Here is a 24085-nt window from a genome sequence, read left to right on the forward strand (position 1 = left end):
TACGACCGCCACCGTGCGCTTTGGCCGTTCCGCCAAACCGGCCCGCCGCCCCCTGGCCGATCCCCTCACCCGCCCGCCCCCGCCGCTCCGCATCATCAGGGCCAACCACCGAAACCCCGGAGGGGAGCCGCAGCGTGGACACCGTCGGTACCCGACGCCCCCGTGGGCAACAACCAGGCGTCACCCGCAAGTTGACCCGTCGGCAAGGCGTCCGCACGCTGGTCGACGAAGCCTCCGCCAGCCCGCTGAAGCGGACCATGGGCGTCACACAGCTCACGCTGCTCAGCGTCGGCGCCACCCTCGGTACCGGGATCTTCGTCGTGCTCGGGGAGGCCGTTCCCGAGGCCGGGCCGGCGATCGTCGTGTCGTTCGTGCTGGCCGGGGTCACCGCCCTGTTCTCCGCGCTGTCGTACGCCGAACTCGCCGGGATGATCCCGGGATCGGGGTCGTCGTACAGCTACGCGTACGCCACGCTCGGGGAGTTGGTGGCCTGGGTCTGCGGATGGTGTCTGATCCTCGAGTACGGCGTCTCGGTCGCCGCCGTCGCCGTCGGCTGGGGGCAGTACGTCAACGAACTGCTCGAACTGACCGTCGGCGTCACCCTTCCCGAGTCCCTCAGCGCACCGCCCGGCCTCGGCGGCACCCTCAACATCCCGGCCGCCCTCATCGTCGTCCTGGCGATGGTCGTGCTGCTGCGCGGCGCGAAGGAGAGCGCGGTCGCCAACGCCGTCATGGTCTCCGTGAAGATCGCCGCGCTCGTGCTGTTCTGCGCGGTCGCCTTCACTGCCTTCCACGCCGGGAACTTCCAGCCGCTGTTCCCGCTCGGCGCCGCGGGCATGAGCGCGGGCGCGGCCTCGCTGTTCTTCTCCTACATCGGGTTCGACGCCGCCTCGACCGCGGGGGAGGAGGCCCGTGATCCGCAGCGGGACCTGCCCCGGGCGATCGTGATCTCGCTGCTCCTGGTCACCGCGCTGTACGTGCTCGTCGCGGTCGCCGCGCTCGGCGCGATGCCGTGGCGGAGGTTCGAGGGGACGGAGGCCACGCTGAGCGAGGTGCTGGTGCAGAGCGTCGGCGGCGGCAGCCTGTGGCCGATCCTGCTGTCCGTGGGGGCGGTCGTCGCCACCACCAGCGTCGTGCTCACCGTGCAGTACGGCCAGATCCGCATCCTCTTCGCGATGGCCAGGGACGGCCTGGTCCCGCCGCTGTTCGCCAAGGTGCACCCGCGCACCGGAGTGCCGCGCGCCAACACCGTCATCGTGTCCGGCTTCATCGCGGTCCTCGCCGCCCTCGTCCCGCTGGGCAGCCTCGCGGACGCCACCAGCATCGGCACCCTGTTCGCGTTCATGCTGGTCAACCTGGCCGTGATCCTGCTGCGGCGGCGCGACCCGGACGCCCCCCGCTCCTTCCGCGTCCCCTTCTCCCCGTGGTTCCCGCTGCTCGGCGTCGGCTTCTGCGCCTACATGCTGTCCAGCCTCGGCGCCGACACCTGGATCGCGTTCGGTACCTGGATGGCGGTCGGGCTCGTCGTCTACGGCCTCTACGGCGTCCGGCACTCGAAGCTCAACCAGCGGCTGCCGTAGGCCCGATCCCCGCCAGCACCCTCAACTGGAGCCACAGCACCAGCCGTTCGTCGGGATCGTCCAGGTCGATCCCGGCGTGCCGCCGCACCTGCTTCAGCCGGTAGCGGCAGGTGTTCGGATGCACCGCGAGCCGCTTCGCCGCCTCCGCCATGTCGCACCCCGAGTCGAGCCAACTCACCAGCGTGCGCGCGTAGTCGGTGCCGTGCTCACCGTCGTACGCCAGCACCCGCCGCCAGCCGCCCGCGCTCAACTCCCGCCGCTCGCCCAGCACTTCGGCGAGGCGCAACAGCGTGACCCGCGGCCGGACCTCGTCGACCGTGGCCACGGGCAGCGCGGGGCCCAGCACCCGCAGCACCAGATCGGCGTCCGCCCGCGACCCGGCGACCTCCCCGGGACCCGCGACCAGTTCGCCGAGGCCCGCCCGCACCGGCACCCGGAGCGCCTGCCCGGCCCGCGCCACGATGTCCTGCGCCAACTGCCGGTGCCGGGCCCCCGATCCCGCCAGCAGCGCGTACACCACCCCGTCGACCAGCACACACGCGTGCCGCCCGTAACGCGCCTCGCACTGCAGCCGTACGACGTCCAGCAGCCGCAGCCCCGTCTGTTCGGCGTCCGGGAGGCTCGCTGAGTCGAGGACGAAGGCGGCCACCCGCACCGGTCCCTCGACCCCCAGCCGGGCGGCGGCGGTCGCGGTGTCCGCCGTCCCGTCCAGCAGCCGCCGCAGCAGATCGCTGTTCTGGTGCCGGGCCAACTCCTGTGCCGCGCGCGCCCGCAGGAGCAGCAGCGCCGCCGTCGACGCCCCCTGGACGAGGGTCTGTTCGGCGTCCGCCGCGAGCGTGCCGTCGTCCACGACCCACACCGAGCCGAGGGTCTCGCCGCCGGCCCGGACGGCCACCGCGAGGCGTGCCAGGTCGCCGTCCCGCAGCGCGGGCAGCCGCAGCGGGCCGCCGGCCGCGAACAGGGCCCGGTACTGCTCGGAGTTGGCGGCGCTGACCGGTACCCGCAGGCCCAGGATGCCCTGCCGGCGGTCCTCGTCGACCGGCTGGCCGGGGACGGTCGAGTAGGCGAGGATGCGCTGGCGCGGGTCCTCCACCGCGGTGGCCCCGCCGGTCGCCGCGGCGATCGCGTCGGCGAGCGCGAAGAGGTCGCCGTGGCCGCCCGCCGACGGCACCGGGCGGGCGCCGATCGCCGAGGCCAGCAGCAGATGCGCCTGGTGCCAGGCGGTGTCCTCGGCGACGGACAGCAGCGCCACCCCGTACGCCTCCGCCTCGGCCACCGGCCCGTCAGGACCGCGCACCACGACCCCGGTCATCCCCGCCTCCGCGACGGCCCCCACCAGCGGCCCGGCCGCCGCCGCCCGCACCCCCACCGCCAGCAGCAGCGCGCCCGGCACCCGGGGGAGCGGGGCGTGGGCGTCGTACAGCAGCGCCTCGGTGACCTGGGCGCCGAGCCCGGCGGGGGCGGTGTGCAGCCGTACGGAGGTGCCGCCGACGACGTCGAGGAGGTCGCCGAGGGTGCAGGCGTCCATGGGTGCCCCCCCTCAGGAGTTTTGGCCGATCTCCAAAGGAACGTACGCAGGAGTTGTACGGCCGCACAACCCGGGGCGGCCGGCCGGCTCCGAGACTCGGCACATGACCGGAGTGAGCATCCGTACCGTCCACGACGTCGCCGGCCTGGACGCCGTCAGCGCGTACTTCAGCGAGGTGTGGCGGACCCCGCGCACGGCCCCGCCGTATCCGGCCGAGGTGCTGCACAGCCTGGTCCACGCGGGCGGCGCGGTGCACGCCGCCTATGAGGGGGAGCGGCTGGCCGGGGCCGCCGTCGCGGTGTTCGGGGCGCCCGCGGCCCAGGAGACGTACTCGCTGGTCGCCGCCGCGGACCGCGGGCTCGGCCAGGTGGTCAAGCAGGCCCAGCGGGCGTGGGCGCTCGGGCTCGGCGCCCGCACCATGCGCTGGACCTTCGACCCGCTGATCGGCCGCAACGCCCGCTTCAACCTGGCCAAACTGGGCGCGGCCGGCACCGAGTACCTCGTCGACTTCTACGGCCCCATGGCGGACGGCGTGAACGACGGCGACGAGAGCGACCGGCTGACGGTGACCTGGGATCTCGCGGCGCCGGGACAGTCGTACGACCTCGGTGACCGGGAGGGCGCGCCCGCCACGCACCGCGCGCCCGACGGGGAGCCGCTGGCCCGCCGTGACCTGGCCGGTCTGCGGGTCTGGTGCCGGGTCCCGGACGACGTCGTCAAGCTGCGGGCGGCCGATCCGGTGCTGGCGCTGCGCTGGCGGCGGGCGGTGCGCGAGGTGTTCACGGAGGCGTTCGGGCAGGGGTTCAGGGCGACCGGGATGTCCCGGGACGGCTGGTACACGCTCACGAGGGAGGCCGCGGTATGAAACTGGAGTGCGTGGAGGTCGTCCATGTGGAGATCCCGCTGGTCAGCCCGTTCCGGACGTCCTTCGGGACGATGACGACGAAGGACACCTTCCTGCTGCGCGTCGTCACCGACACCGGCGAGGGCTGGTCGGAGTTCGCCGCCGATCCGCAGCCGCTGTACTGCTCGGAGTTCGTGGCGGGCGCGGAGATCGTGCTGCGGGACTTCCTGGTGCCGAGGGTGGCCGCGCTGCCGTCCTCGGAAGCGGCCCTGGTGGGACCCGCGGTCGCCGGGATCAAGGGGCACGAGCTGGCGAAGGCGGCCCTGGAGACGGCGGTCCTCGACGCCGAGCTGCGGTCGTACGGCATGCCGCTGGCGGTGTACCTGGGCGCGGTGCGCGACCGGGTGCCGGCCGGGGTGTCGGTCGGCATCAAGGGGTCGGTCGCGGAGCTGCTGGACGATGTCGCGCGCTACCTCGACGAGGGGTACGTGCGGATCAAGCTGAAGATCGAGCCGGGCTGGGACGTCGAGCCGGTCCGGGCCGTGCGCGAGCGCTTCGGCGCCGAACTGCCCCTCCAGGTCGACGCGAACACGGCGTACACGCTCGCGGACGCCGAACACCTGCGGCGGCTCGACGAGTTCGGGCTGCTGCTGATCGAGGAGCCGCTGGAGGAGGACGACCTGTACGGCCACGCCCGCCTCCAGAGCCGTATCGCCACCCGGGTCTGCCTCGACGAGTCCCTGCACAGCGCCCGGGACACCGCCTCCGCGATCGCCATGGACGCGTGCCGGGTCGTGAACGTGAAGCCCGCGCGCGTGGGCGGCTATCTGGAGGCCCGCCGCATCCACGACGTGGCCCACGCGCACGGCGTGCCGGTGTGGTGCGGCGGCATGCTGGAGACCGGAATCGGCCGCGCCCCGAACCTCGCCCTCGCCGCGCTGCCCGGCTTCACGCTGCCGGGGGACACCTCGGCGTCCTCCCGCTACTTCGCCGAGGACATCACCGAGCCGTTCGTCCTGGACGACGGTCACCTGCCGGTTCCGCGGACGCCGGGGATCGGTGTCGTACCGCTGCCGGACGTCCTGCGGCGCTTCACGCGCGCGCGACGGGATCTGTACCGGGGCTGACCGGCTCGTGGCCGGAAGTGACCGCCGCGTTAGATTGATCCCGTGCTCTCTCGCCTCACGCGCCCCCAGGCCGTCGCCGTCTGTGCCCTGCCCGTCGTGGCGCTGGTCGCCACGGCCCTCTTCGCGCCGCTGCCGTTCTCGCTGGCGCAGCCCGGGATGACGGCGAACGTCCTCGGCGACAACAAGGGCACACCGGTGATCACGGTCTCCGGCGCGGAGGTGCGCAGGACCAGCGGGCAGCTGCGGATGACGACCATCGAGGCGACCGGGCCGGACGCGCACGTCTCCCTCGGTGACGTCTTCGACAGCTGGTTCCGCACGGACCGTGCCGTGATGCCCCGGGACGCCGTCTACCCGAGCGGGCAGAGCGTCAAGGAGATCGAGCGGCACAACACCGAGCAGATGACCGAGTCCCAGGACGCGGCGACCGAGGCCGCGCTCGGCTATCTGAAGCTGAGCGACAAGAACATCAAGGTCACGCTGAAGCTCGCGGACGTCGGCGGGCCGAGCGCGGGGCTGCTCTTCTCCCTGGGCGTCATCGACAAGCTCGACGGCGACGGTGCCGGGGGCGATCTGACCGGGGGCCGCACGATCGCCGGCACCGGGACGATCGACTCCGACGGGACCGTCGGGGCGGTGGGCGGCGTGGCCCTCAAGACGCAGGCCGCGAAGCGGGACGGGGCGACGGTGTTCCTGGTCCCCAAGGACGAGTGCGCCGACGCGAAGGCGGAACTGCCGAAGGGCCTGCGGCTGATCCCGGTGACGTCCCTGAAGGGGGCGGTGGCTTCCTTGAGGTCCCTGGAGAACGGCAAGGGGTCAGTACCCGCCTGCTAGTGCTGGTGCGCGAGGACCGCCCTCGGGGTGGTCAGCCGCAGCCCCATCTCTATCAGGGTCCAGCCGAGCCGCGCCCGGATGTCGTACGGCTGCCTGGCCTCGGCGGCGAGCCGGTACGCGTCCGCTTCGGCCCGGAGGTCGGCGGCGCGGGCGTGGTGCAGGGCGAGGTGGGTCTCGGGGTGCATGGCGGGGCCTCTCAGTCCTTGGCGAGGGGGAACAGGTGCGTGTGGATGCGTACTTGCTCGGTGTCCGGTGCGTCCGTCTCGCGGCTTCGGTAGTCGTCGATCAGGGCGTGCATCTCGTGGACCAGTTCGGTGGCCTGTTCAGGGGTGAGCCGGAGCGTCATGTCGCTCATGTCGGAGCCGCGGGTCCACTCGGCGGACCAGTGGTCCCGGGTGCTGAGCCAGCCGGACAGCTCGCGGGCGTGGCTTGTGGCGACCTCCTGGAGGAAGAAGTCGGCCATCCCGCGCACTTCCGGTCCCGCGCTGTCGAACTCGGTGCTGTCGAAGGACACTCCCTGGTCGGCGGCCTGCCACCAGCGCTCCCGTCCCTTGCCCCGCTCCGGCGCGTCCTCGACGAAGCCGTGCGAGGCGAGCTGGCGGAGGTGGTAACTGGTCGCGCCACTGGACTCATTGAGCCGCTCGGCGAGCATCGACGCCGTGGCCGGGCCGTGCCGCCGCAGTGCGTCCAGCAGCTGCATCCGCAGGGGGTGGGCGAGTCCGCGCAGGGATCGCGCGTCGAGTTTCCTGACCTTGCGTTCTTCCGGCATGCGTACAAAGGTATCTATGCAAAGATTTCTTTGCAACAGGTTCTTTGGAAGTCCCCGCCCCTACTTCACGAACCCCTCCGCCTTCATCCAGTCCAGCGCCACCTGATGCGGATCCTCCCCGGCGACGTCCACCTTCGCGTTCAGCTCCTGAGCCACCGTGTTGTTCAGCCGCTTCGTCACCGGGTCCAGGACCTCCGCGATGGCCGGCCACTTCTTCAGGGACTTGGAGTTGATCTCCGGGGCCGCGTTGTAGTTGGGGAAGAACTTGCGGTCGTCCCGCATCACCGCCAGGTTCATGGACTTGATGCGGCCGTCGGTCGTGAAGACCTCCCCGTAGCGGCAACTGCCCTTCGCCACCTGGGTGTAGATGATCCCGGTGTCCATCTGGGTGATGTTCTTCGCCGGGACGTCCATGCCGTACGCCTTCTCCAGGCCCGGCAGTCCGTCCGCGCGGTTGGCGAACTCGCTCTCCACGCACAGCGTCACCGCACCGGAGTCCTTCGCGGCCAGCGCGGCCACCTCCGACAGCGTCCGCGTGCCGTACTTGCGGAACCCGGCCTGGTTCATCGCCAGGGCGTAGGTGTTGTTCAGCGGGGCCTTCGGCAGCCAGGTCAGCCCGTTCGCCAGGTCGGCCTTCCGCACCGCCTCCCACTGCCGCTGCGGATCGGTGACGGGCTCGCTGTTGCCCTGGTAGGTGATCCACGCCGTGCCCGTGTACTCGTACATCCCGTCCGCGTCCCCGGACTTGACCGCCTCCCGCGCCCCGATCGACCCCTGGATCCCGGTGCGGTCGAGGACGTCCGCCCCGGCCGCCTCGAACGCGATCCCCATGATCGCCCCGAGGATCAGCTGCTCGGTGAACTCCTTGGACGTGACCGTGAGATCGGCGCCCTTCAGGGGTTCACCCCGCCCGATCGAACCCGGCCTCACGTCGTCCACCATCGGGGAGCCGCTGGTCAGCCCGCAGCCTGACAGGAGAACCAGAGTGAGGGCGAGTGCCGGACATGTCCGTCTCACCTTGTCGCCTCCAACGGCCGGGCGGCTGCCCGATACGGGCTCGCGCCCCAGGTCGTCGGGCGTGGGGGAGCCGGCGGCGGGCCCGCAGGAGGGGGGTCGGACCGGCGAACCGGCCGGCGCAGGACAGCGTCGCCTCACGTCCCCACCTCCAACCCCCGCGGCCTGAGCAGCAGTTCGGCGAGCGAGGCCAGCCAGTCGACCAGCAGCGCCAGCGACACCGTGAGGATCGAGCCCAGCATCAGCACCGGCATCCGCTGGTTGGTGATGCCGGTCGTGATCAGGACGCCGAGCCCGCCGCCCCCGCCGAAGGTCGCCAGGGTCGCCGTACCGACGTTGAGGACCAGGGCCGTACGCACCCCCGCGAGGATCAGCGGTACGGCCAGCGGGAGTTCGACCCGGGAGAGGACGCCCAGGGCGGACATGCCGATACCGCGGGCCGCCTCCAGCAGGGTCGGGTCGTTGGCCTTGAGCCCGGCGATCGTGTTGGAGAGGACCGGCAGGACGGCGTAGACGATGATGCCGATCAGCGCCGCCTTCGTGCCCGTGCCCAGCCAGATCACGAGCAGGGCCAGCAGGCCGATCGCCGGGGTCGCCTGGCCCATGTTGGCGACCGCCATCGCCACCGGGCTCGCCCTGCGGAAGGCCCGGCGGGTCAGCACGATCCCCAGCGGGATGGCGATGATCAGCACGAAGAACGTCGAGATGACGGTCAGCTTCACGTGTTGCCACAGCGCCTTCGACACCTGCCCGTTCGACAGCGCGTTCTCCGAGATCGAGTCCAGGTCGGCCTGCTGGAACCACAGCCAGGTCGCCAGCAGCACCGCCACCAGGAACGCCGGAAGGAAGGTCAGCTTCTGCCAGGTCAGGCGTTGCTTGGGCGGGCCCGGTGGGCGAGGGGCCGCGGTCTCCTCCAGCTCCGGGGTCTCGGTGGTCGTCACGCCTTCCGCTCCCCTCCGTCGCCGCCCTCCTGCTCGGCGTGCGTCTGGGCGGTCCGCGTCTCCTGGAGCTCGTGCTGGTGCTCCATCGCGTCGAGACGGTCGGCCTCCAGCAGCTCGTGCACGGAGTTCATGAGCGTCTCCATGTCGACGACACCCGTGTACTCCCCGCGCCGCCCGGTCACCGCGACCCGCCCGGCGTTGTCGGTGAGCACCGCCTCCAGCGCGTCCCGCAGCGTCGCGTCCCTGGTCACCGTGTCGTGGACCAGCGTCCCGGCCCGGGCCAGCGACCCCTTGGCGCGCATCATGTCGCCGCGCCGGAGCCACTTGTACGGCCGTCCCCGCTTGTCGAGCAGCAGGATCTCGTTGGTCCCGCTCGCCCGGAGCCGGTTGAAGATCTCCTGGAGGGGGTCGTCGACGGTCACCGTCGGATAGTCGGTGATCTCCACGTCCCGCACCCGGGTGAGGTTCAGCCGCTTCAGCGCCGCCCCGGCGCCGACGAACCCGGACACGAAGTCGTCGGCCGGGTTGGTCAGGATCGCCTCGGGGGTGTCGAACTGGGCGATGTGCGAGCGCTCCCGCAGTACCGCGATCCGGTCGCCCAGCTTGATCGCCTCGTCGAAGTCGTGGGTGACGAAGACGATCGTCTTGTGCAGCTCGTGCTGGAGCCGGATCAGCTCGTCCTGGAGATGGTCCCGGGTGATCGGGTCGACCGCGCCGAACGGCTCGTCCATCAGGAGGACGGGGGGATCGGCGGCCAACGCCCGGGCCACCCCGACGCGTTGCTGCTGGCCGCCCGACAGCTGACGCGGATAGCGGCCGTGGAACTCGCCCGGGTCGAGGCCGACCAGGTCGAGCAGCTCCTCCACCCGGTCCCGGATGCGGGCCTTGCCCCAGCCGATCATCTTCGGCACCAGCGCGATGTTCTGCGCGACCGTCATGTGCGGGAAGAGCCCGGCCGACTGGATCGCATAGCCCACCTTGCGGCGCAGCTTGACCGGATCAATGTCGGTCACGTCCTCACCGTTGATCCGGATGCGACCACCCGACGGCTCGATCAACCTGTTGATCATCTTGAGCGTCGTCGACTTACCGCACCCGGACGGCCCGACGAAGATGACGATCTCGCCCGCCTTGATCTCCATGGTGACGTTGTCGACGGAGGGTTGAGGATTGCCCGGGTACCGCTTGGTCAGGTTCTCCAGCTCAATGGATGCACCTGAGGTGCCAGTGGCCTCAGACACGGATCCCCCTCGGAATGGTCAGCCGTCCGATCAGGACGTAGGCGGCGTCGAAGAGCAGGGCGAGGACGATGATCCCGAGCGTGCCCGCGAGCACCTGGTTGAGCGCGTTCTTGCTGCCCAGGGAGGCGATACCGCGGAAGATCTCGTTGCCGAGCCCGGGCCCGGAGGCATAGGCGGCGATCGCCGCGATGCCCATCAGCATCTGCGTCGAGACCCGGATGCCGGTCAGGATCGGCGGCCACGCGAGCGGCAGCTCGACCCGCACCAGGCGCATCACCCGGGACATCCCGATCCCCTTGGCCGCGTCCACCAGCGACGGGTCGACCCCGCGCAGCCCCACGATCGCGTTGCGCACGATCGGCAGCAGGCCGTACAGCGTCAGGGCGATCACCGTGGGCGGCACGCCGAGCCCCACGACCGGGATGAGCAGGCCGATCATGGCCAGCGACGGGATGGTCAGGATGGTCGAGGTGGCCGTCGTGGCGAGGTTGCCCGCCCATTCGCTCCGGTAGGTCGCGACCCCGATCAGCACCCCGATCGCCGTCGCCACGACCATGCACTGGAAGACGGCGCTCGCGTGCTGGTAGGCGTCCGAGAGCAGCTGCTGATGGCGGTTGCCGAGGTACTCCCAGAAGTTCACACGGCTCACCTCAGGTCGCGGTCAGTGCGCCGAGTCCTCCGCCGCCTGCTCCACCAGCGGGATGATCCGCAGCGGAACGGGGTTCTCCATGACGATCGCGGTGGAGGCCCGGACGATCCCATCGAAACCGACAACCCGGTCGATCACACGTTGGAGATCGGCGTTGGAGCGCGCCACCAGCCTGCACAGCATGTCCCCGCTGCCGGTGGTGGTGTGCAGCTCCAGGACCTCGGGCACGGTCGCCAAGTGCGCCCGTACGTCGGGGCCTTGCCCCTGCCGGATCTGGAGCGTGGCGAACGCGGTCACCGGGTAGCCGAGCGCCGCCGGATCGACCTGCGGACCGAATCCCCGGATGACTCCGTTCGACTGAAGCCGGTCCAGCCGCGCCTGCGCGGTCCCGCGGGCCACCCCCAGCCGCCGGGACATCTCAAGCACCCCGATCCGCGGCTCCCGCGCGAGGAGCACGATGATCCGCCCGTCCAGCTCGTCGATCCCCACGGCAGCCTCCCGGAGAGGTGGTCATCCTGTACAGATAGGCCGCCGAGACGGCCGTACGGCTGAACACATTGTCCAGCGATAACGGGAACTATTGCGCACCTTGCCATACCGGGACCACGCTTCCCGCATGACGCAGACCACTCACCACACTCCCGACACCGCCCGGCAGGCCGATCCCTTCCCGGTCAAGGGAATGGACGCGGTCGTCTTCGCCGTCGGCAACGCCAAGCAGGCGGCCCACTACTACTCGACGGCCTTCGGCATGCGGCTCACGGCGTACTCCGGACCGGAGAACGGCAGCCGCGAGACCGCGTCCTACGTGCTCACCAACGGCTCCGCCCGGTTCGTGTTCACCTCCGTCATCAAGCCCGTCACCCCCTGGGGCCACTTCCTCGCCCAGCACGTGGCCGAGCACGGCGACGGTGTGATCGACCTCGCCATCGAGGTCCCGGACGCCCGCCGCGCCCACGCCTACGCCCTCGAACACGGGGCCCGCTCGGTCGCCGAGCCGTACGAGCTGAAGGACGGGCACGGCACGGTCGTCCTCGCCGCGATCGCCACCTACGGCGAGACCCGCCACACCCTGGTCGAGCGCACCGGCTACGACGGCCCCTACCTCCCGGGCTTCGCCGAGGCCGCCCCGATGGTCGAGCCGCCCGCCCACCGCACCTTCCAGGCCGTCGACCACTGCGTCGGCAACGTCGAGCTCGGCCGGATGAACGAGTGGGTCGGCTTCTACAACGAGGTCATGGGCTTCACGAACATGAAGGAGTTCGTGGGCGACGACATCGCCACCGAGTACAGCGCGCTGATGTCGAAGGTCGTCGCCGACGGGACGCTGAAGGTCAAGTTCCCGATCAACGAGCCGGCCATCGCCAAGAAGAAGTCCCAGATCGACGAGTACCTGGAGTTCTACGGCGGCGCCGGCGTCCAGCACATCGCGCTCAACACCAACGACATCGTGCAGACCGTACGGACCATGCGCGCGGCCGGGGTCGAGTTCCTCAACACCCCCGACTCCTACTACGACACGCTCGGCGAGTGGGTCGGCGACACCCGCGTACCGGTCGACACCCTCCGGGAGCTGAAGATCCTCGCCGACCGCGACGAGGACGGCTACCTGCTCCAGATCTTCACCAAGCCGGTCCAGGACAAGCCGACCGTCTTCTTCGAGATCATCGAACGCCACGGCTCGATGGGCTTCGGCAAGGGCAACTTCAAGGCACTGTTCGAGGCCATCGAGAGGGAGCAGGAGAAGAGGGGCAACCTCTAGCCCGCTCGTCCGGAGGCCGACTCCACGGCGTCAGCCGGGTGTGCAGGACGTCACCGGTACGTCCTCGGCGCCACCGCCTTCGCGTCCATCGCCGGCAGCTCCTCGTCCGGCACGTCGCCCAGCGCGGTCAGGGCCTCCCGGGCCGCGGGCGCGCCCAGGGGGGAGAAGTACGGGTTGACGGCGAACGCCTCCTGGAGGTGGCGGCGCGCGGGGGCGAAGTGCCCCAAGTCCCGTTCGGTCATGGCCAGGTGGTAGGTGTACAGCGCGCTGCGCACCCCGCCGCCGTGCACCTTGTCCGTCGCGATCCGGGCGTACCGCAGGGCCTCCTCGTCCCGGCCCGCCCGGTGCAGCGCCCAGCCCAGCGCGTCCGCGACGGCGATCCCCGGCTGGCGCCGCCACTCGGCCCGCAACCGCCGTACGGCGGAGGCGGGTTCACCGTGGTCCGCCTCGAACTGCCCGAGCACCAGCTCCTCGTCGGCCCCGCCCGCAGCCGCGCCGCTCACCCGCGCCCGCAGCAGGTCGTACTGCACCCGGGCCGCCTGACCGAGGCCGAGCGACTGGTACAACTCGCCCAGCTCCAGGGCGTATTGGGGCAGCGGCTGCTTGGCGAGCGCCATCCGGTACGCGTTCAGGGCCTCCGTCGTCCGGCCCAGCGAGGCCAGCACCCGGCCCTGACCGGCCTGCGCGGCCCGCTGGTCGGGGTCGAGACGGACCGCCTCCTGGAAGTGCCGCAGCGCGTCCTCGCGGTCCCCGCGCTCCCAGGCGAGCTGCCCGGCCCGCTCCAGATACGCGGCCCGCTCGGCCGGCGCCTCCGTCCTGGCCGCCGCGTCGGAGAGCTGGGCCGCCGCGTCCTCGCGCCAGCCCCGGTCCCGGTAGACACCGGCCGCCCGCGCCATCACCGCGGGCCCCGAGCGCAGCTCCGTCAGCCGCTCCAGCGCCGTACGGGCCGCCTTGTAGTCGCCGAGGCCGGTGTACGCGTCGATCAGCTGCGGATACGTCGTCCACCGCTTCGGCTCCAGCTTCCGCGCGGCCTCGCCCCAGGTCCGCGCCGCCCGGAAGTCCCGCCGCGCGTTGGCGAGGGCGGCCAGACCGCCGAGGGCCTCCGCGGTCCGCCGTACCTTCAGGGAGGTCCGCAGCGCGTGGTCGGCCCTCGGATAGAACGCCGCGTCGGCCGTCCGCCGCCCCTGCTCGACGTACGCCGTCCCCAGCACCGCCCACGACACCGCGTCCCCGGGATGCCGGCGCACCCGGCCCTCGCGCTCACCGATCAGCACCGCCAGATCGGGCAGCGCGGCCGGCACCCCGGCGGTCACCGCCGTCAGCGCCTGGGCCCCGGGAGCCGGCGCCGGAGCACGGGTCGCCGCCCGCTCCTGGGGCAGCAGCATCAGCACCGTACCGAGCACCGCGCAGCCCGCGACCGCGGCGATCACCAGACGCCCGGACAGCCGGGAGGGCCGCTCCTCCTGTGGGTTCTCCATGGCGCTCACTGTGCGTCCATACGACGACCACACCCCGGCACGCGGCAGCTGCCGCAGGTGGGGTTCACACCGATGGCCCCCGGTGCGACGCTGTGATCATGAGCCGTATCGAAGCGCGTCGCGATGAAGACACAGCAGTCACCGGCAACCTCGTCGACCGTCTGCTGAGCGGCCTGCCCGCCGAGACCGTCCTCGTCGACCCGGACGTCACGGCCTCCTACGCCAACGACATGGCCAGCTTCTGCCCGGCCGGCGACCCCGCCGTGGTCGTCCTGCCCCGCACGGTCGAGCAGGTCCAGCACGTCATGCGCGTCGCCACCGGACTGCGCGTCCCGGTCGTCCCGCAGGGCGCCCGCACGGGCCTGTCGGGCGCGGCCAACGCCTCCGACGGCTGCATCGTGCTGTCCCTGACCAAGATGGACCGCATCCTGGAGATCAACCCGGTCGACCGCGTCGCCGTCGTCGAACCGGGCGTCGTCAACGCGACCCTGTCCCGCGCGGTCAACGAACTCGGCCTCTACTACCCGCCGGACCCCTCCAGCTGGGAGATGTGCACGATCGGCGGCAACATCGGCACCGCGTCCGGCGGGCTGTGCTGTGTGAAGTACGGGGTGACGGCGGAGTACGTCCTCGGCCTGGACGTCGTCCTCGCCGACGGAAGGCTGATGTCCACGGGCCGCCGTACCGCCAAGGGGGTCGCCGGATACGACCTGACCCGCCTCTTCGTCGGCTCCGAGGGCTCGCTCGGGATCGTCGTACGGGCGACCCTGGCGCTGCGGCCGCAGCCGCCCGAACAGCTGGTGCTGGCCGCCGAGTTCGCGTCCGGGGCCGACGCCTGCGACGCGGTGTGCCGGATCATGGAGGGCGGGCACGTGCCGTCCCTCCTCGAACTGATGGACCGTACGACCGTCAAGGCCGTCAACGACCTGGCGCACATGGGACTCCCCGAGACCACCGAGGCGCTGCTGCTCGCCGCCTTCGACACCGCGGACCCGGCCGCCGACCTCGCCGCCGTCGGCGCGCTGTGCGAGGCGGCGGGCGCCACCCAGGTGGTCCCGGCCGACGACTTCGCCGAGTCCGAACTCCTGCTCCAGGCCCGCCGGTTGTCGCTCACCGCGCTGGAGGCCGTCAAGGGCACCACGATGATCGACGACGTGTGCGTGCCCCGCTCCCGGCTCGCCGAACTCCTCGAAGGGACCGAGCGGATCGCCGGCAAACACGGACTGACCATCGGTGTCGTCGCCCACGCGGGTGACGGCAACACCCACCCCACGGTCTGCTTCGACGCCCAGGACCCCGACGAGTCCCGGCGCGCCCGCGAGTCCTTCGACGAGATCATGGCGCTCGGCCTGGAGCTCGGCGGCACCATCACCGGGGAGCACGGGGTGGGCGTACTGAAGAAGGAGTGGCTGGCCCGCGAGATCGGGCCGGTGGGGGTGGAGATGCAGCGGGCCGTGAAGGGCGTCTTCGACCCGCTGGGCATCCTGAACCCGGGCAAGCTGTTCTGACCCCGGTCCCCGAGACCCCGGTCCCCGCGAGGGCTCACTCCCCGTCCGTCGACTCGTCGCCCGGCCACGGGTCGCGCAGCCAGAGGTCGTCGGCCGGGGTGGGCGCCAGCAGCTCGGCGAGGCCGTCGTCGATACCGAGCTGCTCCGCCTCAGAGCCCGGGGGGACCGCCCTCAGGGTCCGCTCCAGCCAGGCCGACACCTGCGCGGCCGGGGCCTCCAGGAGGGCGTCCCCGTCGGGCGAGCTCAGCGCCATCAGCACGACGCTGCGGCCCGCGACCTTCGTCGGCCACACCCGCACGTCCCCGTGCCCGCACGGCCGGAACACCCCCTCCACGAGGAGTTCGCGGGCGAAGGTCCAGTGCACGGGGTGGTCGGAGCCGATGTGGAAGGTGACGTGGACGGCGAAGGGGTCGTCGCTGCGGTAGCCGAGCCGGGCCGGCACCGGGATGCTGCGCTCCGGCGACAGGATGAGTTTCAGCTCCAGTTCGCGCTCCACCACGGTGTGATGCATGGCGTTCATGTCCTCTCCTCGGTTCTCGTACGGGCCCGCGGTGGGCCCGTACGAGTGGAGAGCGGGGAGGGGGCCGAAGCATTACGCGGGTTCGGCGAACTTTTTTCCGCCGGTGTCCCGGGCGGGCCCGGCCGCTACCACGGCCGGGGTCGGGTCGTGCGCAAAAGGGGTGGGTCCGGTGGGACTGGCGGTGGGTCTTGCGCCGGTCTGATAGATGTGGAGCCCCCTCTATTGACCCCCGAGCAGATACGGGACGACGGACATGAGCGCCCCAACCCCGGCACCCGGTGACGACAGGCCCCGCGAAGGGTATTACCCGGACCCGTCCATTCCTGGATATGTCCGTTACTGGAACGGTGCCTCGTGGGTACCGGGCACCAGCCGTCCCGCCCCCGCGGACGGCGAGCCGCTCGTACCACCGCCGGGGCCCGGCTCCGCCCAGTCGCAGGCCCAGGCCCAGGGCCCGGCCGCGTCCCCGGTCGAGGAGACCGGCCCGCACTTCTTCGACGAGGACCCGGTCGCGGGTCCCGGTCACCCCGAGGCCCAGCACGGCAACCGTCCCGAACCGGCGGCCGCCTGGACCGCGGACCGGGCCCGGCAGTCGGGCTTCGGGGGCGACCAGGACCGGCGCGTCTCGTGGGGGGCGCCGGAGGGGAACGGACCGGCGCAGGGCGCCGGGCACGGCGTACCGCAGCAGGGCGCTCCGCAGGGCGCCGACCCGAGGGTCGCCGGTGCCGCCCCGGCCCAGCCGGCCGGCCAGGCCGCCCGCACCGACGGCTCGGCGACGATCCCGCCCGTCGAGCCGGACGAGGACGGCGGCACGCGGGTCTTCCGCAGGCCCACCGCGGGCGCCGCGCAGCAGCCGGGCGACGACGGCACCATGAAGTTCCGCGCGCTCTCCCCGCGCACGGCGCAGCAGAACGAGGGTCCCGGGGCGCAGAGCGGAAGCACGCCCGGACCGGCGTATTCCGGTCCGACCGCACAGGGCGGCGGTCAGGGCGGCGGCGCGCCGCTGCCGGGAGCGGTCGCGGGCGGTGCCGGTGGGCACGGTGGTGCCGGTGTTCCGGGTGGTCCCGGTGCTCCTGGTGGTGCCGGTGCCCAGTCCGCCGTGGCCCCCGCCGGTCCGCAGGGCCCCGGCTTCGGTGCCGGGAAGGCCGCCGCCGAGCGGGCCGCGGCCACCGGTGCCGCGGGCCCCCAGGGTCCCGCCTCCGGCGCCGCCACCGCCCTCTCCGGCTCCCAGCAGTCCGCCCCCGCCGCGGGCCCGCAGACGGCCCCTCCGGGCGTGCCCCAGCAAGGGCAGCCGCAGGGCGCCGGGCAGCCGGGCGTGGTAGCGCAGGGCCTCCCGCAGCAGAGCGGCCCGCAGCTCTCCTCCACCCCCATGAGCACCGGGCACGGCGGCGGTCAGCCCTCCTGGGCGCAGCAGGTGCACCGGCTCGCCGGTCCCGACGAGGAGCAGCCCGCTCCCTGGAAGCCGCCGGTCGAGGACATCTTCCAGGCGGCCGCCCGGCGACAGGCCGCCGCGAGGCCCGCGAGCCTCGGCAAGCGGCTGGCCGCCCGGCTGCTGGACACCCTGGTCGTCGGCGCGGTGACCGCCGTCGCGGCCGTCCCGCTCGGTGCCGAGGCCGCCGACCACATCAGCGCCAAGATCGACGAGGCCAAGCTCTCCGGCGAGACCGTCACGGTCTGGCTGCTGGACGGCACCACCTCGGTGTACCTCGCGATCGTGGTCGCCGTGCTCCTCGTCGCCGGCACCCTCTACGAGGCGCTGCCCACCGCCAAGTGGGGCCGCACCCTCGGCAAGAAGCTGCTCGGCCTGGAGGTGCGGGACATCGAGGGCCACGAGCCCCCGGCGTTCGGCGCGGCCCTGCGCCGCTGGCTCGTCTACAGCGTCCCGGGCCTGCTCGGGATCGGCCTCGTGGGCGTCGCGTGGTGCCTGTTCGACAAGCCGTGGCACCAGTGCTGGCACGACAAGGCGGCCCATACGTTCGTCGCGGGCTGACCGGCTACCACGAACGGCGTACACGAATCGGTACTCCGGACGGCCGCTCGCCGGATGCGGAGCCGGGGGGTTCGCGGTCGACTCGGGCCATGACCAGCGAACCGCCTCCCGGCTCCGGCCAGCAGCCGCCGGATGACGACCCGTTCAGGAAGCAGCCCCCGCCTGGCGAGGGCTCGGGATCGCCGTACAGCACGCCGCCGCCGTCGTACGGCGGAAGTCCCTACGGCGGCGGCGACCCGTACGGCGGCGGCCCCGCCGACCCGCTGGCCGGCATGCCGCCGCTGGCCTCCAGCGGCAAGCGCACGCTGGCCAGGATCATCGACCTGATCCTGGTCGGGATCGTCGTCTGGCTCATCACCTGGGGCTTCGGGGTGAGCGAGTACAACGTCGACGGCGACAACGTGCAGTACGGCAAGTCGCTCGCCCAGTCCGCGCTCGCCGCGGTGCTCTACATGGCCTACGACACCGTCCTGATCACCCGGTCCGGGCAGACGCTCGGCAAGAAGTGGCTCGGCATGCGGGTGGCGAACCTCGACAACGGCTCCACGCCCTCCGCGCAGACCAACCTGATCCGTGCGGCCGTCCTGTGGATTCCGTTCGCCTTCTGCTGCGCCTGCATCTGGACCGCCATCTCGGGCGGCTGGAGCTTCTTCGACAAGCCCTACAAGCAGGGCCTGCACGACAAGGCGGCGAAGACGGTGGTGGTGAGCACCGGCTGACACACCACGAGCCGTGTGCTCCGGGCCGGCCCGAGGTCAATCGGGCCGGCCCGGAGCACACGGCTCACGAACGCACTGTTCAGGCAGCAGTCTTGGAGCCCGTGGCCACGGCCGGCACGGGCTCCTCCGCTGTCCGCTGGGTGGGCTTGCGCAGGGCCACCACGCGGGGCTTGGGCTGCGGCACCGTCATGGCGACCAACAGGCCGAGCGCGAGCGCCGAGACGGCGATGACCGCGGTCCCCACGGTCGAACTCGTCTGTGACAGCAGCAGCATGGCGAGCGTCGAGAAGATGACGGTGATCGAACCGTAGGCGAGCTGTGCGGCGGTCGGACGAGGCATGGCAATCGGTCCTCGGAAATTGGGGTCCACGGGGGGTGTCGGCCTGGCATTCCGCCGACATCCGGGCGTTCCGCCAATCGACTCTAATCGCCTGTGTGCCCGAGTGGAACGAACAGTAAGCGTGACCTAACGAACAGTGCCGGAGCACGGGGGGCGCACGGAGTCATGGGGTCCAGCAAGTGGACTGCTGTGCGCGCCCGTTCCGTTGCGGTCAGGTGTCCGCAATGCGAACACCGGCTCCCAATAATGCACTTGTCGGGTCCAAGTCAAGGTCTGTCTTTTCTCCTCAACCTTTAGTCAAATACCGGCACTTGACTAAAGGGGAGTGGCTCGAGTGACAGACAGACCCTGGACGTTCAGAACGGCGGCGACCATCGTGGCCCTCGCCGCGGCCTCGGCCACGTTCTCGACGTTCGCCGTGGCGCAGGCCGCCGACAGGTCCGCGGAGACCCCCGCGGTGGACCGGCAGGACCCGCAGCCGGCGAAGGCCCGGGAGCACGACTTCGACGGCCCGCTGACCAAGACCCTTCAGGCGCAGCGCCAGGAGGCGCTCGACCAGGTCATATCCGGCGCCGCCACGGTGCGGAACCGTGACGGCTCCAAGGTGGTCGAGCTCAAGAGCCGCAAGGGTGACAGCAAGTACGTCGAACTCGGCCGGGAGAAGACCGACCGGATCTTCACGATCCTGGTGGAGTTCGGCGACCAGGTCGACCCGCGCTACGGCGGCACGGCCGGCCCGCTGCACAACCAGATCGCCAAGCCGGACCGCAAGGTGAACAACAGCACCGCCTGGCAGGCCGACTACAACCAGGCCCACTTCCAGGACCTGTACTTCGGCGACGGCAACGCCTCGGTCAAGTCCTACTACGAGAAGCAGTCCTCGGGCCGCTACTCGGTCGAGGGCGAGGTCACCGACTGGGTCAAGGTCCCCTACAACGAGGCCCGTTACGGCTCCAACGACGCCGCGACCGGCGCCTGGTACGCGGTCCAGGACGGCGTCGACGCCTGGGTCGCCGAGCGCGAGGCCGCCGGGGACACCGCCGCCGAGATCGCCGCGGAACTGGCCGAGTTCGACCAGTGGGACCGCTACGACTTCGACGGCGACGGCGACTTCAACGAGCCCGACGGCTACATCGACCACTTCCAGATCGTGCACGCCGGCGAGGACGAGTCCGCGGGCGGCGGCGCCCAGGGCGCGGACGCCATCTGGGCGCACCGCTGGTACGCGTTCGGCACCGACGTCGGCGCCACCGGCCCCTCCGGGAACAAGCTCGGCGGCACCCAGATCGGCGACACCGGCGTCTGGGTCGGCGACTACACCATCCAGCCGGAGAACGGCGGACTCGGCGTCTTCGCCCACGAGTACGGCCACGACCTCGGCCTGCCCGACGAGTACGACACCTCCGGCGGCGGCGAGAACTCCACCGGCTTCTGGACGCTGATGTCCTCCGGCTCCTGGCTCGGCACCGGCAAGGACTCCATCGGCGACCTGCCCGGCGACATGAACGCGTGGGACAAGCTCCAACTGGGCTGGCTCGACTACGACGTGGCCAAGGCGGGCAAGCGCTCCACCCACAAGCTGGGTGTCGCGGAGTACAACACCAAGAACCCGCAGGCGCTCGTCGTGCAGCTGCCCGACAAGACGGCCACCCTCGATGTGGTGGCTCCGGCGCAGGGTGCCACCCAGTGGTGGAGCGGACGCGGCAACGACCTCCGCAACACGCTGACCCGCCCGGTCGACCTGACCGGCAGGTCTGCGGCCTCACTGACTCTCGACGCCTGGTGGGACATAGAGAGGAACTACGACTACCTCTACACGGAGGTCTCCACCGACGGCGCCAACTGGACACCCGTCGACGGCGTTTCGGCCGACGGCACCGCCATTGCGCGCGACGGCAGCGGCAAGCCCGCGCTCACCGGCTCGGTCGACGCCCCGCAGAAGCTGACCTACTCGCTCGACGCCTACGCGGGCCAGAAGATCAGCCTGCGCTTCCGCTACCAGACCGACGGCGGCACGGTCCTCAAGGGCTTCACCGCCGACGAGATCACGGTGACCGCCGACGGCGCGCCCCTCTTCTCCGACAACGCCGAGTCCCTGGACGCCGCTTGGGCCACCAAGGGCTTCCGCCGCATCGGCGCCTCCTTCACCGGCGACTACCCGCAGTACTACCTCGCCGAGAACCGCCAATACGTGTCGTACGACAAGGTGTTGAAGGTCGGTCCCTACAACTACGGCTTCTCCACGACCCGTCCGGGCTGGGTGGAGCACTACGCCTACCAGAACGGCCTGTTGATCTGGAAGTGGGATGCCTCCCAGCTGGACGACAACACCAGCGAACACCCCGGCGAGGGCCTGATCCTGCCGGTCGACTCGCACCCGACCGCCCTCAAGTGGTCCGACGGCACGCTGATGCGCAACCGCATCCAGGCCTACGACTCCACGTTCAGCTGGTACCCGACGGACTCGATCACGCTCCACAAGAACGACGTGGCGACGCGGATCAAGGGCAAGCCGGGCGTCCCGGTCTTCGACGACGGACGGTCGGCGTACTACGACCCGAGCAACCCGCTCGCGGGTGTCAAGATCACTGACACCAACACGCGGATCGCGATCGTCAACGAGCCCCTGAGCGGCTCGACGATCACGCTCAAGGTCGGACCTTCGGTCAAGTAAAAGTAAAAGAGCAGGTCAGAAGCGTATCGGCGGCAACCCCTGGCGGGTTGCCGCCGATCGTGTTTAGGTGCGTGCTGTGGCTTCGTTATTGACACCGACATCGACACCGACGCACACGGGGGTGTGACCGCATGGCCGCAGGAGGTTTCTGCAAGCTGCCGAACGGCACGGTCGTGGTGGCGCTGCACCTGCCCCGGCCGCCCGCCGCGGGCTGCGGCAGCGTGCGGGTTCTCGTCCACGCCCAGAACCGGGCGCGCGCCCTGACCAGGCTGCGCAACCTCGGTCTGCGCGCGGTCTACCTGCGGGGCAACGCCGAGCCCCCGACGCCGGACGAGATCACGGCCGTACTCCACCATCCGGACGGGCTGATATGGCGTACGGCACCTGACAACGCTGTCGCGCCCGGCCCGGAGCCGGCCACGGAGCTGTGGCACCCGATCAGGTCACTGCTGAGGAGGCCGGCGGCACCGGCGTAGATCTCGGATCTCTCCGCGGCGGAGGATTCTTCCGCCGTCACGGCCCCTAGACGACCGGCTTGCCCGAGAGTTCCACGCCCGCGTCCCGCATCTCCTCGATCGCCCGCTCGGTCGTCTCCTCGGCGACGCCCGCGGTGAGGTCGAGGAGGACCTGGGTGCGGAAGCCCTCGCGGGCCGCGTCCAGCGCGGTGGCCCGTACGCAGTGGTCCGTGGCGATCCCGACCACGTCCACCTCGGAGACGTCCCGCGTGCGCAGCCAGTCGGCCAGCGTGACGCCGTTCTCGTCGGCCCCCTCGAACCCGCTGTAGGCGGCCGCGTACGCCCCCTTGTCGAAGACCGCGTCGATGGCCCCCGACGCCACGGCCGGCGCGAAGTTCGGATGGAACCCCACGCCCTCGGTCCCGGCGACGCAGTGCGCGGGCCAGGAGTGCACGAAGTCGGGGTTGTCGGCGAAGTGCCCGCCGGGCGCGATGTGGTGGTCCCGGGTGGCCACCACATGCTGGTAGCCGGAGCCCGCCGCCTGCCCGATCAGCTCGGTGACGGCGGCGGCCACATCGGCACCCCCCGCCACCGCGAGGCTGCCCCCTTCGCAGAAGTCGTTCTGCACGTCAACGACGATCAAGGCGCGGCGCATGTGGGTGTCCTTCGACTATGAGGTGAACTTACGAGCCTAGAGACTTCGGCGGCACTGCGGGAGGGCGCACCCGCATTAGCTACCCGAGCGCCCCTGCACATACTCCGTCGGAAGGACCGGCTCCCCGCGCGACAACTGCGTCGCCGACAACGGCAGGTTGGCCCGCGCGGCCGTATGCCGGTCGCGTACGACGTCCAGCGGCTCGCGTGCGACGACCTCGCCGCCCTTGACCAGCTCGACGAGGAGCTGCCGGTCCGCGAGCGCGGGCGGCACCACGCCGGTGCCGACCACCTCGGCCTCCGCGATCCCCTCGGCGTCCAGCCGCCGCGCGGCCCACTTGCGGCCACCGACCGAGCTCTTGCCGCCGGACGACTTCTTCGCCACCGGCACCAGCGGGGCCTTCGGGTCGGCGGACTCGGCGCGCGCGACCAGCTTGTAGACCATCGAGCAGGTGGGATGCCCGGACCCGGTCACCAGCTGGGTGCCGACGCCGTACGCGTCCACCGGGGCCGCGGCCAGCGAGGCGATGGCGTACTCGTCGAGGTCGGAGGTGACGATGATCCGGGTCCGCTTCGCGCCCAGCTCGTCCAGCTGCTGGCGGACCCGGTGGGCGACCAGCAGCAGGTCACCGGAGTCGATGCGCACCGCGCCCAGCTCGGGCCCGGCCACCTCCACGGCCGTACGGACGGCCTCGGCGACGTCGTACGTGTCGACCAGCAGGGTGGTGTTCCGGCCCAGCGAGTCGACCTGGGCCTGGAAGGCGTCGCGCTCGTGGTCGTGGAGGAGGGTGAAGGCGTGGGCGGAGGTGCCGACCGTGGGGATGCCGTAGCGGAAGCCGGCGGCGAGGTCGGAGGTGGTGGCGAAACCGCCGACGTAGGCGGCGCGGGCGGCGGCCACGGCGGACAGCTCGTGGGTGCGGCGGGCGCCCATCTCGATCAGGGGCCGGTCCCCGGCGGCCGAGGACATCCGGGAGGCGGCCGCGGCTATCGCGGAGTCGTGGTTGAGGATCGAGAGGATCACGGTCTCCAGCAGCACGCACTCGGCGAAGGAGCCCTCCACGCGCATGACCGGCGAGCCCGGGAAGTACACCTCGCCCTCGGGGTAGCCCCAGATGTCACCGCTGAAGCGATAGGTCGCGAGCCAGTCGAGGGTCTCCTCGTCCACGATGTTCCGCTCCCGCAGGAAGCCGAGGACGTCCGCGTCGAAGCGGAAGTTCTCCACCGCGTCCAGCACCCGGCCGGTGCCCGCGACGACGCCGTAGCGCCGCCCCTCCGGCAGCCGCCGGGTGAAGACCTCGAACACGCTGCGCCGCTCGGCGGTACCCGCCTTCAGGGCGGCCTGCAGCATCGTGAGCTCGTACTGGTCCGTGAAGAGCGCCGTCGAGGGAACGTCCACCGGCAGCCCAAGGTCCGCTGTGTTCATAACAACGGATGCTACCCCAGTTCGCGTCAGTGTGA

General features: G+C 71.5%; 23 protein-coding genes. 10 read left to right on the top strand and 13 right to left on the bottom strand.

Features of this window, described 5'->3' with window-relative positions; all coding sequences use genetic code 11:
- Positions 1-134: 134 nt before the first annotated feature.
- Positions 135-1580, top strand: a complete 1446-nt coding sequence (locus G3I78_RS38205) for an amino acid permease (protein WP_164433416.1) — start codon at positions 135-137, stop codon at positions 1578-1580.
- Here the strand turns inward: G3I78_RS38205 and G3I78_RS38210 are convergent.
- Positions 1561-3108: a helix-turn-helix domain-containing protein gene (locus tag G3I78_RS38210; RefSeq protein ID WP_164433418.1), complete on the bottom strand. Its 1548-nt coding sequence runs from the start codon at positions 3106-3108 to the stop codon at positions 1561-1563. The two genes, G3I78_RS38205 and G3I78_RS38210, sit on opposite strands and share 20 nt — an antisense overlap.
- 103 nt (positions 3109-3211) lie before the next feature.
- On the opposite strand from G3I78_RS38210, the gene G3I78_RS38215 reads away from it, so the two are divergent.
- Genes G3I78_RS38215 through G3I78_RS38225 form a run of 3 tightly spaced genes read left to right on the top strand, consistent with a single transcriptional unit; the run spans position 3212 to position 5913 of the window.
- Positions 3212-3973, top strand: a complete 762-nt coding sequence (locus tag G3I78_RS38215) for a chorismate synthase (RefSeq protein ID WP_164433420.1) — start codon at positions 3212-3214, stop codon at positions 3971-3973.
- Positions 3970-5079: an o-succinylbenzoate synthase gene (gene menC / locus G3I78_RS38220; RefSeq protein WP_164433422.1), complete on the top strand. Its 1110-nt coding sequence runs from the start codon at positions 3970-3972 to the stop codon at positions 5077-5079. The genes G3I78_RS38215 and menC overlap by 4 nt, the downstream gene beginning before the upstream one ends.
- 42 nt (positions 5080-5121) lie before the next feature.
- Entirely contained in the window at positions 5122-5913 is a 792-nt protein-coding gene (locus G3I78_RS38225; RefSeq protein ID WP_164433424.1) for a S16 family serine protease, read from the top strand.
- Here G3I78_RS38225 and G3I78_RS38230 read toward each other — a convergent pair.
- The 7 genes from G3I78_RS38230 to G3I78_RS38260 all read right to left on the bottom strand — a co-directional run bounded on the left by G3I78_RS38230 (position 5910) and on the right by G3I78_RS38260 (position 11016).
- Positions 5910-6098: a hypothetical protein gene (locus G3I78_RS38230; protein ID WP_164433426.1), complete on the bottom strand. Its 189-nt coding sequence runs from the start codon at positions 6096-6098 to the stop codon at positions 5910-5912. The two genes, G3I78_RS38225 and G3I78_RS38230, sit on opposite strands and share 4 nt — an antisense overlap.
- 11 nt (positions 6099-6109) lie before the next feature.
- Positions 6110-6682, bottom strand: a complete 573-nt coding sequence (locus G3I78_RS38235) for a helix-turn-helix domain-containing protein (protein WP_164433428.1) — start codon at positions 6680-6682, stop codon at positions 6110-6112.
- A gap of 60 nt (positions 6683-6742) precedes the next feature.
- Entirely contained in the window at positions 6743-7624 is an 882-nt protein-coding gene (locus G3I78_RS38240) for a glycine betaine ABC transporter substrate-binding protein (protein WP_239158313.1), read from the bottom strand.
- 209 nt (positions 7625-7833) lie between these two features.
- Positions 7834-8637: an ABC transporter permease gene (locus G3I78_RS38245; RefSeq protein ID WP_164433432.1), complete on the bottom strand. Its 804-nt coding sequence runs from the start codon at positions 8635-8637 to the stop codon at positions 7834-7836.
- Positions 8634-9878, bottom strand: coding sequence for a betaine/proline/choline family ABC transporter ATP-binding protein (locus G3I78_RS38250; RefSeq protein WP_164433434.1), 1245 nt, complete (start codon positions 9876-9878; stop codon positions 8634-8636). Before G3I78_RS38250 ends, G3I78_RS38245 begins: the two co-directional genes overlap by 4 nt.
- On the bottom strand, positions 9871-10518 hold the full coding sequence (locus tag G3I78_RS38255) for an ABC transporter permease (protein ID WP_164433436.1): 648 nt from the start codon (positions 10516-10518) through the stop codon (positions 9871-9873). The genes G3I78_RS38250 and G3I78_RS38255 overlap by 8 nt, the downstream gene beginning before the upstream one ends.
- Positions 10519-10539: 21 nt before the next feature.
- Positions 10540-11016, bottom strand: coding sequence for an Lrp/AsnC family transcriptional regulator (locus tag G3I78_RS38260; protein WP_164433437.1), 477 nt, complete (start codon positions 11014-11016; stop codon positions 10540-10542).
- A 127-nt stretch (positions 11017-11143) separates the two neighbouring features.
- Here G3I78_RS38260 and hppD point away from each other — a divergent pair, with 127 nt between their 5' ends.
- Positions 11144-12289 (top strand): 4-hydroxyphenylpyruvate dioxygenase, encoded by a 1146-nt coding sequence (gene hppD, locus G3I78_RS38265; protein ID WP_164433439.1) that lies wholly within the window; start codon positions 11144-11146, stop codon positions 12287-12289.
- A gap of 50 nt (positions 12290-12339) precedes the next feature.
- Here the strand turns inward: hppD and G3I78_RS38270 are convergent, their stop codons facing one another.
- A complete protein-coding gene (locus tag G3I78_RS38270; protein WP_164433442.1) occupies positions 12340-13767 on the bottom strand; it encodes a tetratricopeptide repeat protein in 1428 nt (475 codons plus the stop codon).
- Between the two features lie 92 nt (positions 13768-13859).
- Here G3I78_RS38270 and G3I78_RS38275 point away from each other — a divergent pair, with 92 nt between their 5' ends.
- Complete coding sequence (locus tag G3I78_RS38275; protein WP_164433444.1) at positions 13860-15275, top strand: FAD-linked oxidase C-terminal domain-containing protein; 1416 nt, start codon at positions 13860-13862, stop codon at positions 15273-15275.
- 34 nt (positions 15276-15309) lie between these two features.
- Here G3I78_RS38275 and G3I78_RS38280 read toward each other — a convergent pair whose 3' ends face one another.
- Complete coding sequence (locus tag G3I78_RS38280; protein ID WP_164433535.1) at positions 15310-15786, bottom strand: SsgA family sporulation/cell division regulator; 477 nt, start codon at positions 15784-15786, stop codon at positions 15310-15312.
- Between the two features lie 262 nt (positions 15787-16048).
- On the opposite strand from G3I78_RS38280, the gene G3I78_RS38285 reads away from it, so the two are divergent.
- Both G3I78_RS38285 and G3I78_RS38290 read left to right on the top strand, forming a co-directional pair.
- Positions 16049-17785, top strand: a complete 1737-nt coding sequence (locus G3I78_RS38285; RefSeq protein WP_164433446.1) for an RDD family protein — start codon at positions 16049-16051, stop codon at positions 17783-17785.
- A gap of 89 nt (positions 17786-17874) precedes the next feature.
- Positions 17875-18504 carry an RDD family protein gene (locus G3I78_RS38290; RefSeq protein ID WP_164433448.1) on the top strand — a complete coding sequence of 210 codons (630 nt, stop codon included), beginning with the start codon at positions 17875-17877 and terminating at the stop codon, positions 18502-18504.
- 79 nt (positions 18505-18583) lie between these two features.
- Here the strand turns inward: G3I78_RS38290 and G3I78_RS38295 are convergent, their stop codons facing one another.
- Positions 18584-18844, bottom strand: coding sequence for a hypothetical protein (locus G3I78_RS38295; protein WP_164433450.1), 261 nt, complete (start codon positions 18842-18844; stop codon positions 18584-18586).
- 334 nt (positions 18845-19178) lie between these two features.
- On the opposite strand from G3I78_RS38295, the gene G3I78_RS38300 reads away from it, so the two are divergent.
- Together G3I78_RS38300 and G3I78_RS38305 are read left to right on the top strand one after the other, a co-directional pair.
- Complete coding sequence (locus tag G3I78_RS38300) at positions 19179-21518, top strand: immune inhibitor A domain-containing protein (protein WP_164433452.1); 2340 nt, start codon at positions 19179-19181, stop codon at positions 21516-21518.
- Positions 21519-21649: 131 nt separating this feature from the next.
- Complete coding sequence (locus G3I78_RS38305; protein ID WP_164433454.1) at positions 21650-21994, top strand: hypothetical protein; 345 nt, start codon at positions 21650-21652, stop codon at positions 21992-21994.
- 46 nt (positions 21995-22040) lie between these two features.
- Here the strand turns inward: G3I78_RS38305 and G3I78_RS38310 are convergent, their stop codons facing one another.
- Together G3I78_RS38310 and G3I78_RS38315 are read right to left on the bottom strand one after the other, a co-directional pair.
- Positions 22041-22628 carry an isochorismatase family protein gene (locus G3I78_RS38310; protein WP_164433456.1) on the bottom strand — a complete coding sequence of 196 codons (588 nt, stop codon included), beginning with the start codon at positions 22626-22628 and terminating at the stop codon, positions 22041-22043.
- A 75-nt stretch (positions 22629-22703) separates the two neighbouring features.
- On the bottom strand, positions 22704-24050 hold the full coding sequence (locus G3I78_RS38315) for a nicotinate phosphoribosyltransferase (protein ID WP_164433464.1): 1347 nt from the start codon (positions 24048-24050) through the stop codon (positions 22704-22706).
- Positions 24051-24085 lie beyond the last annotated feature (35 nt).

The sequence above is a fragment of the Streptomyces sp. SID13726 genome (assembly GCF_010548375.1).
Taxonomy (GTDB): domain Bacteria; phylum Actinomycetota; class Actinomycetes; order Streptomycetales; family Streptomycetaceae; genus Streptomyces.

Coding starts and splice junctions, on each gene's coding strand:
- G3I78_RS38210 (WP_164433418.1), bottom strand. CDS start 3,108: ATGGACGCCTGCACCCTCGGCGACCTCCTCGACGTCGTCGGCGGCACC.
- G3I78_RS38215 (WP_164433420.1), top strand. CDS start 3,212: ATGACCGGAGTGAGCATCCGTACCGTCCACGACGTCGCCGGCCTGGAC.
- menC (WP_164433422.1), top strand. CDS start 3,970: ATGAAACTGGAGTGCGTGGAGGTCGTCCATGTGGAGATCCCGCTGGTC.
- G3I78_RS38230 (WP_164433426.1), bottom strand. CDS start 6,098: ATGCACCCCGAGACCCACCTCGCCCTGCACCACGCCCGCGCCGCCGAC.
- G3I78_RS38235 (WP_164433428.1), bottom strand. CDS start 6,682: ATGCCGGAAGAACGCAAGGTCAGGAAACTCGACGCGCGATCCCTGCGC.
- G3I78_RS38240 (WP_239158313.1), bottom strand. CDS start 7,624: ATGGTGGACGACGTGAGGCCGGGTTCGATCGGGCGGGGTGAACCCCTG.
- hppD (WP_164433439.1), top strand. CDS start 11,144: ATGACGCAGACCACTCACCACACTCCCGACACCGCCCGGCAGGCCGAT.
- G3I78_RS38270 (WP_164433442.1), bottom strand. CDS start 13,767: ATGGAGAACCCACAGGAGGAGCGGCCCTCCCGGCTGTCCGGGCGTCTG.
- G3I78_RS38280 (WP_164433535.1), bottom strand. CDS start 15,786: ATGCATCACACCGTGGTGGAGCGCGAACTGGAGCTGAAACTCATCCTG.
- G3I78_RS38285 (WP_164433446.1), top strand. CDS start 16,049: ATGAGCGCCCCAACCCCGGCACCCGGTGACGACAGGCCCCGCGAAGGG.
- G3I78_RS38290 (WP_164433448.1), top strand. CDS start 17,875: ATGACCAGCGAACCGCCTCCCGGCTCCGGCCAGCAGCCGCCGGATGAC.
- G3I78_RS38295 (WP_164433450.1), bottom strand. CDS start 18,844: ATGCCTCGTCCGACCGCCGCACAGCTCGCCTACGGTTCGATCACCGTC.
- G3I78_RS38305 (WP_164433454.1), top strand. CDS start 21,650: ATGGCCGCAGGAGGTTTCTGCAAGCTGCCGAACGGCACGGTCGTGGTG.
- G3I78_RS38310 (WP_164433456.1), bottom strand. CDS start 22,628: ATGCGCCGCGCCTTGATCGTCGTTGACGTGCAGAACGACTTCTGCGAA.
- G3I78_RS38315 (WP_164433464.1), bottom strand. CDS start 24,050: ATGAACACAGCGGACCTTGGGCTGCCGGTGGACGTTCCCTCGACGGCG.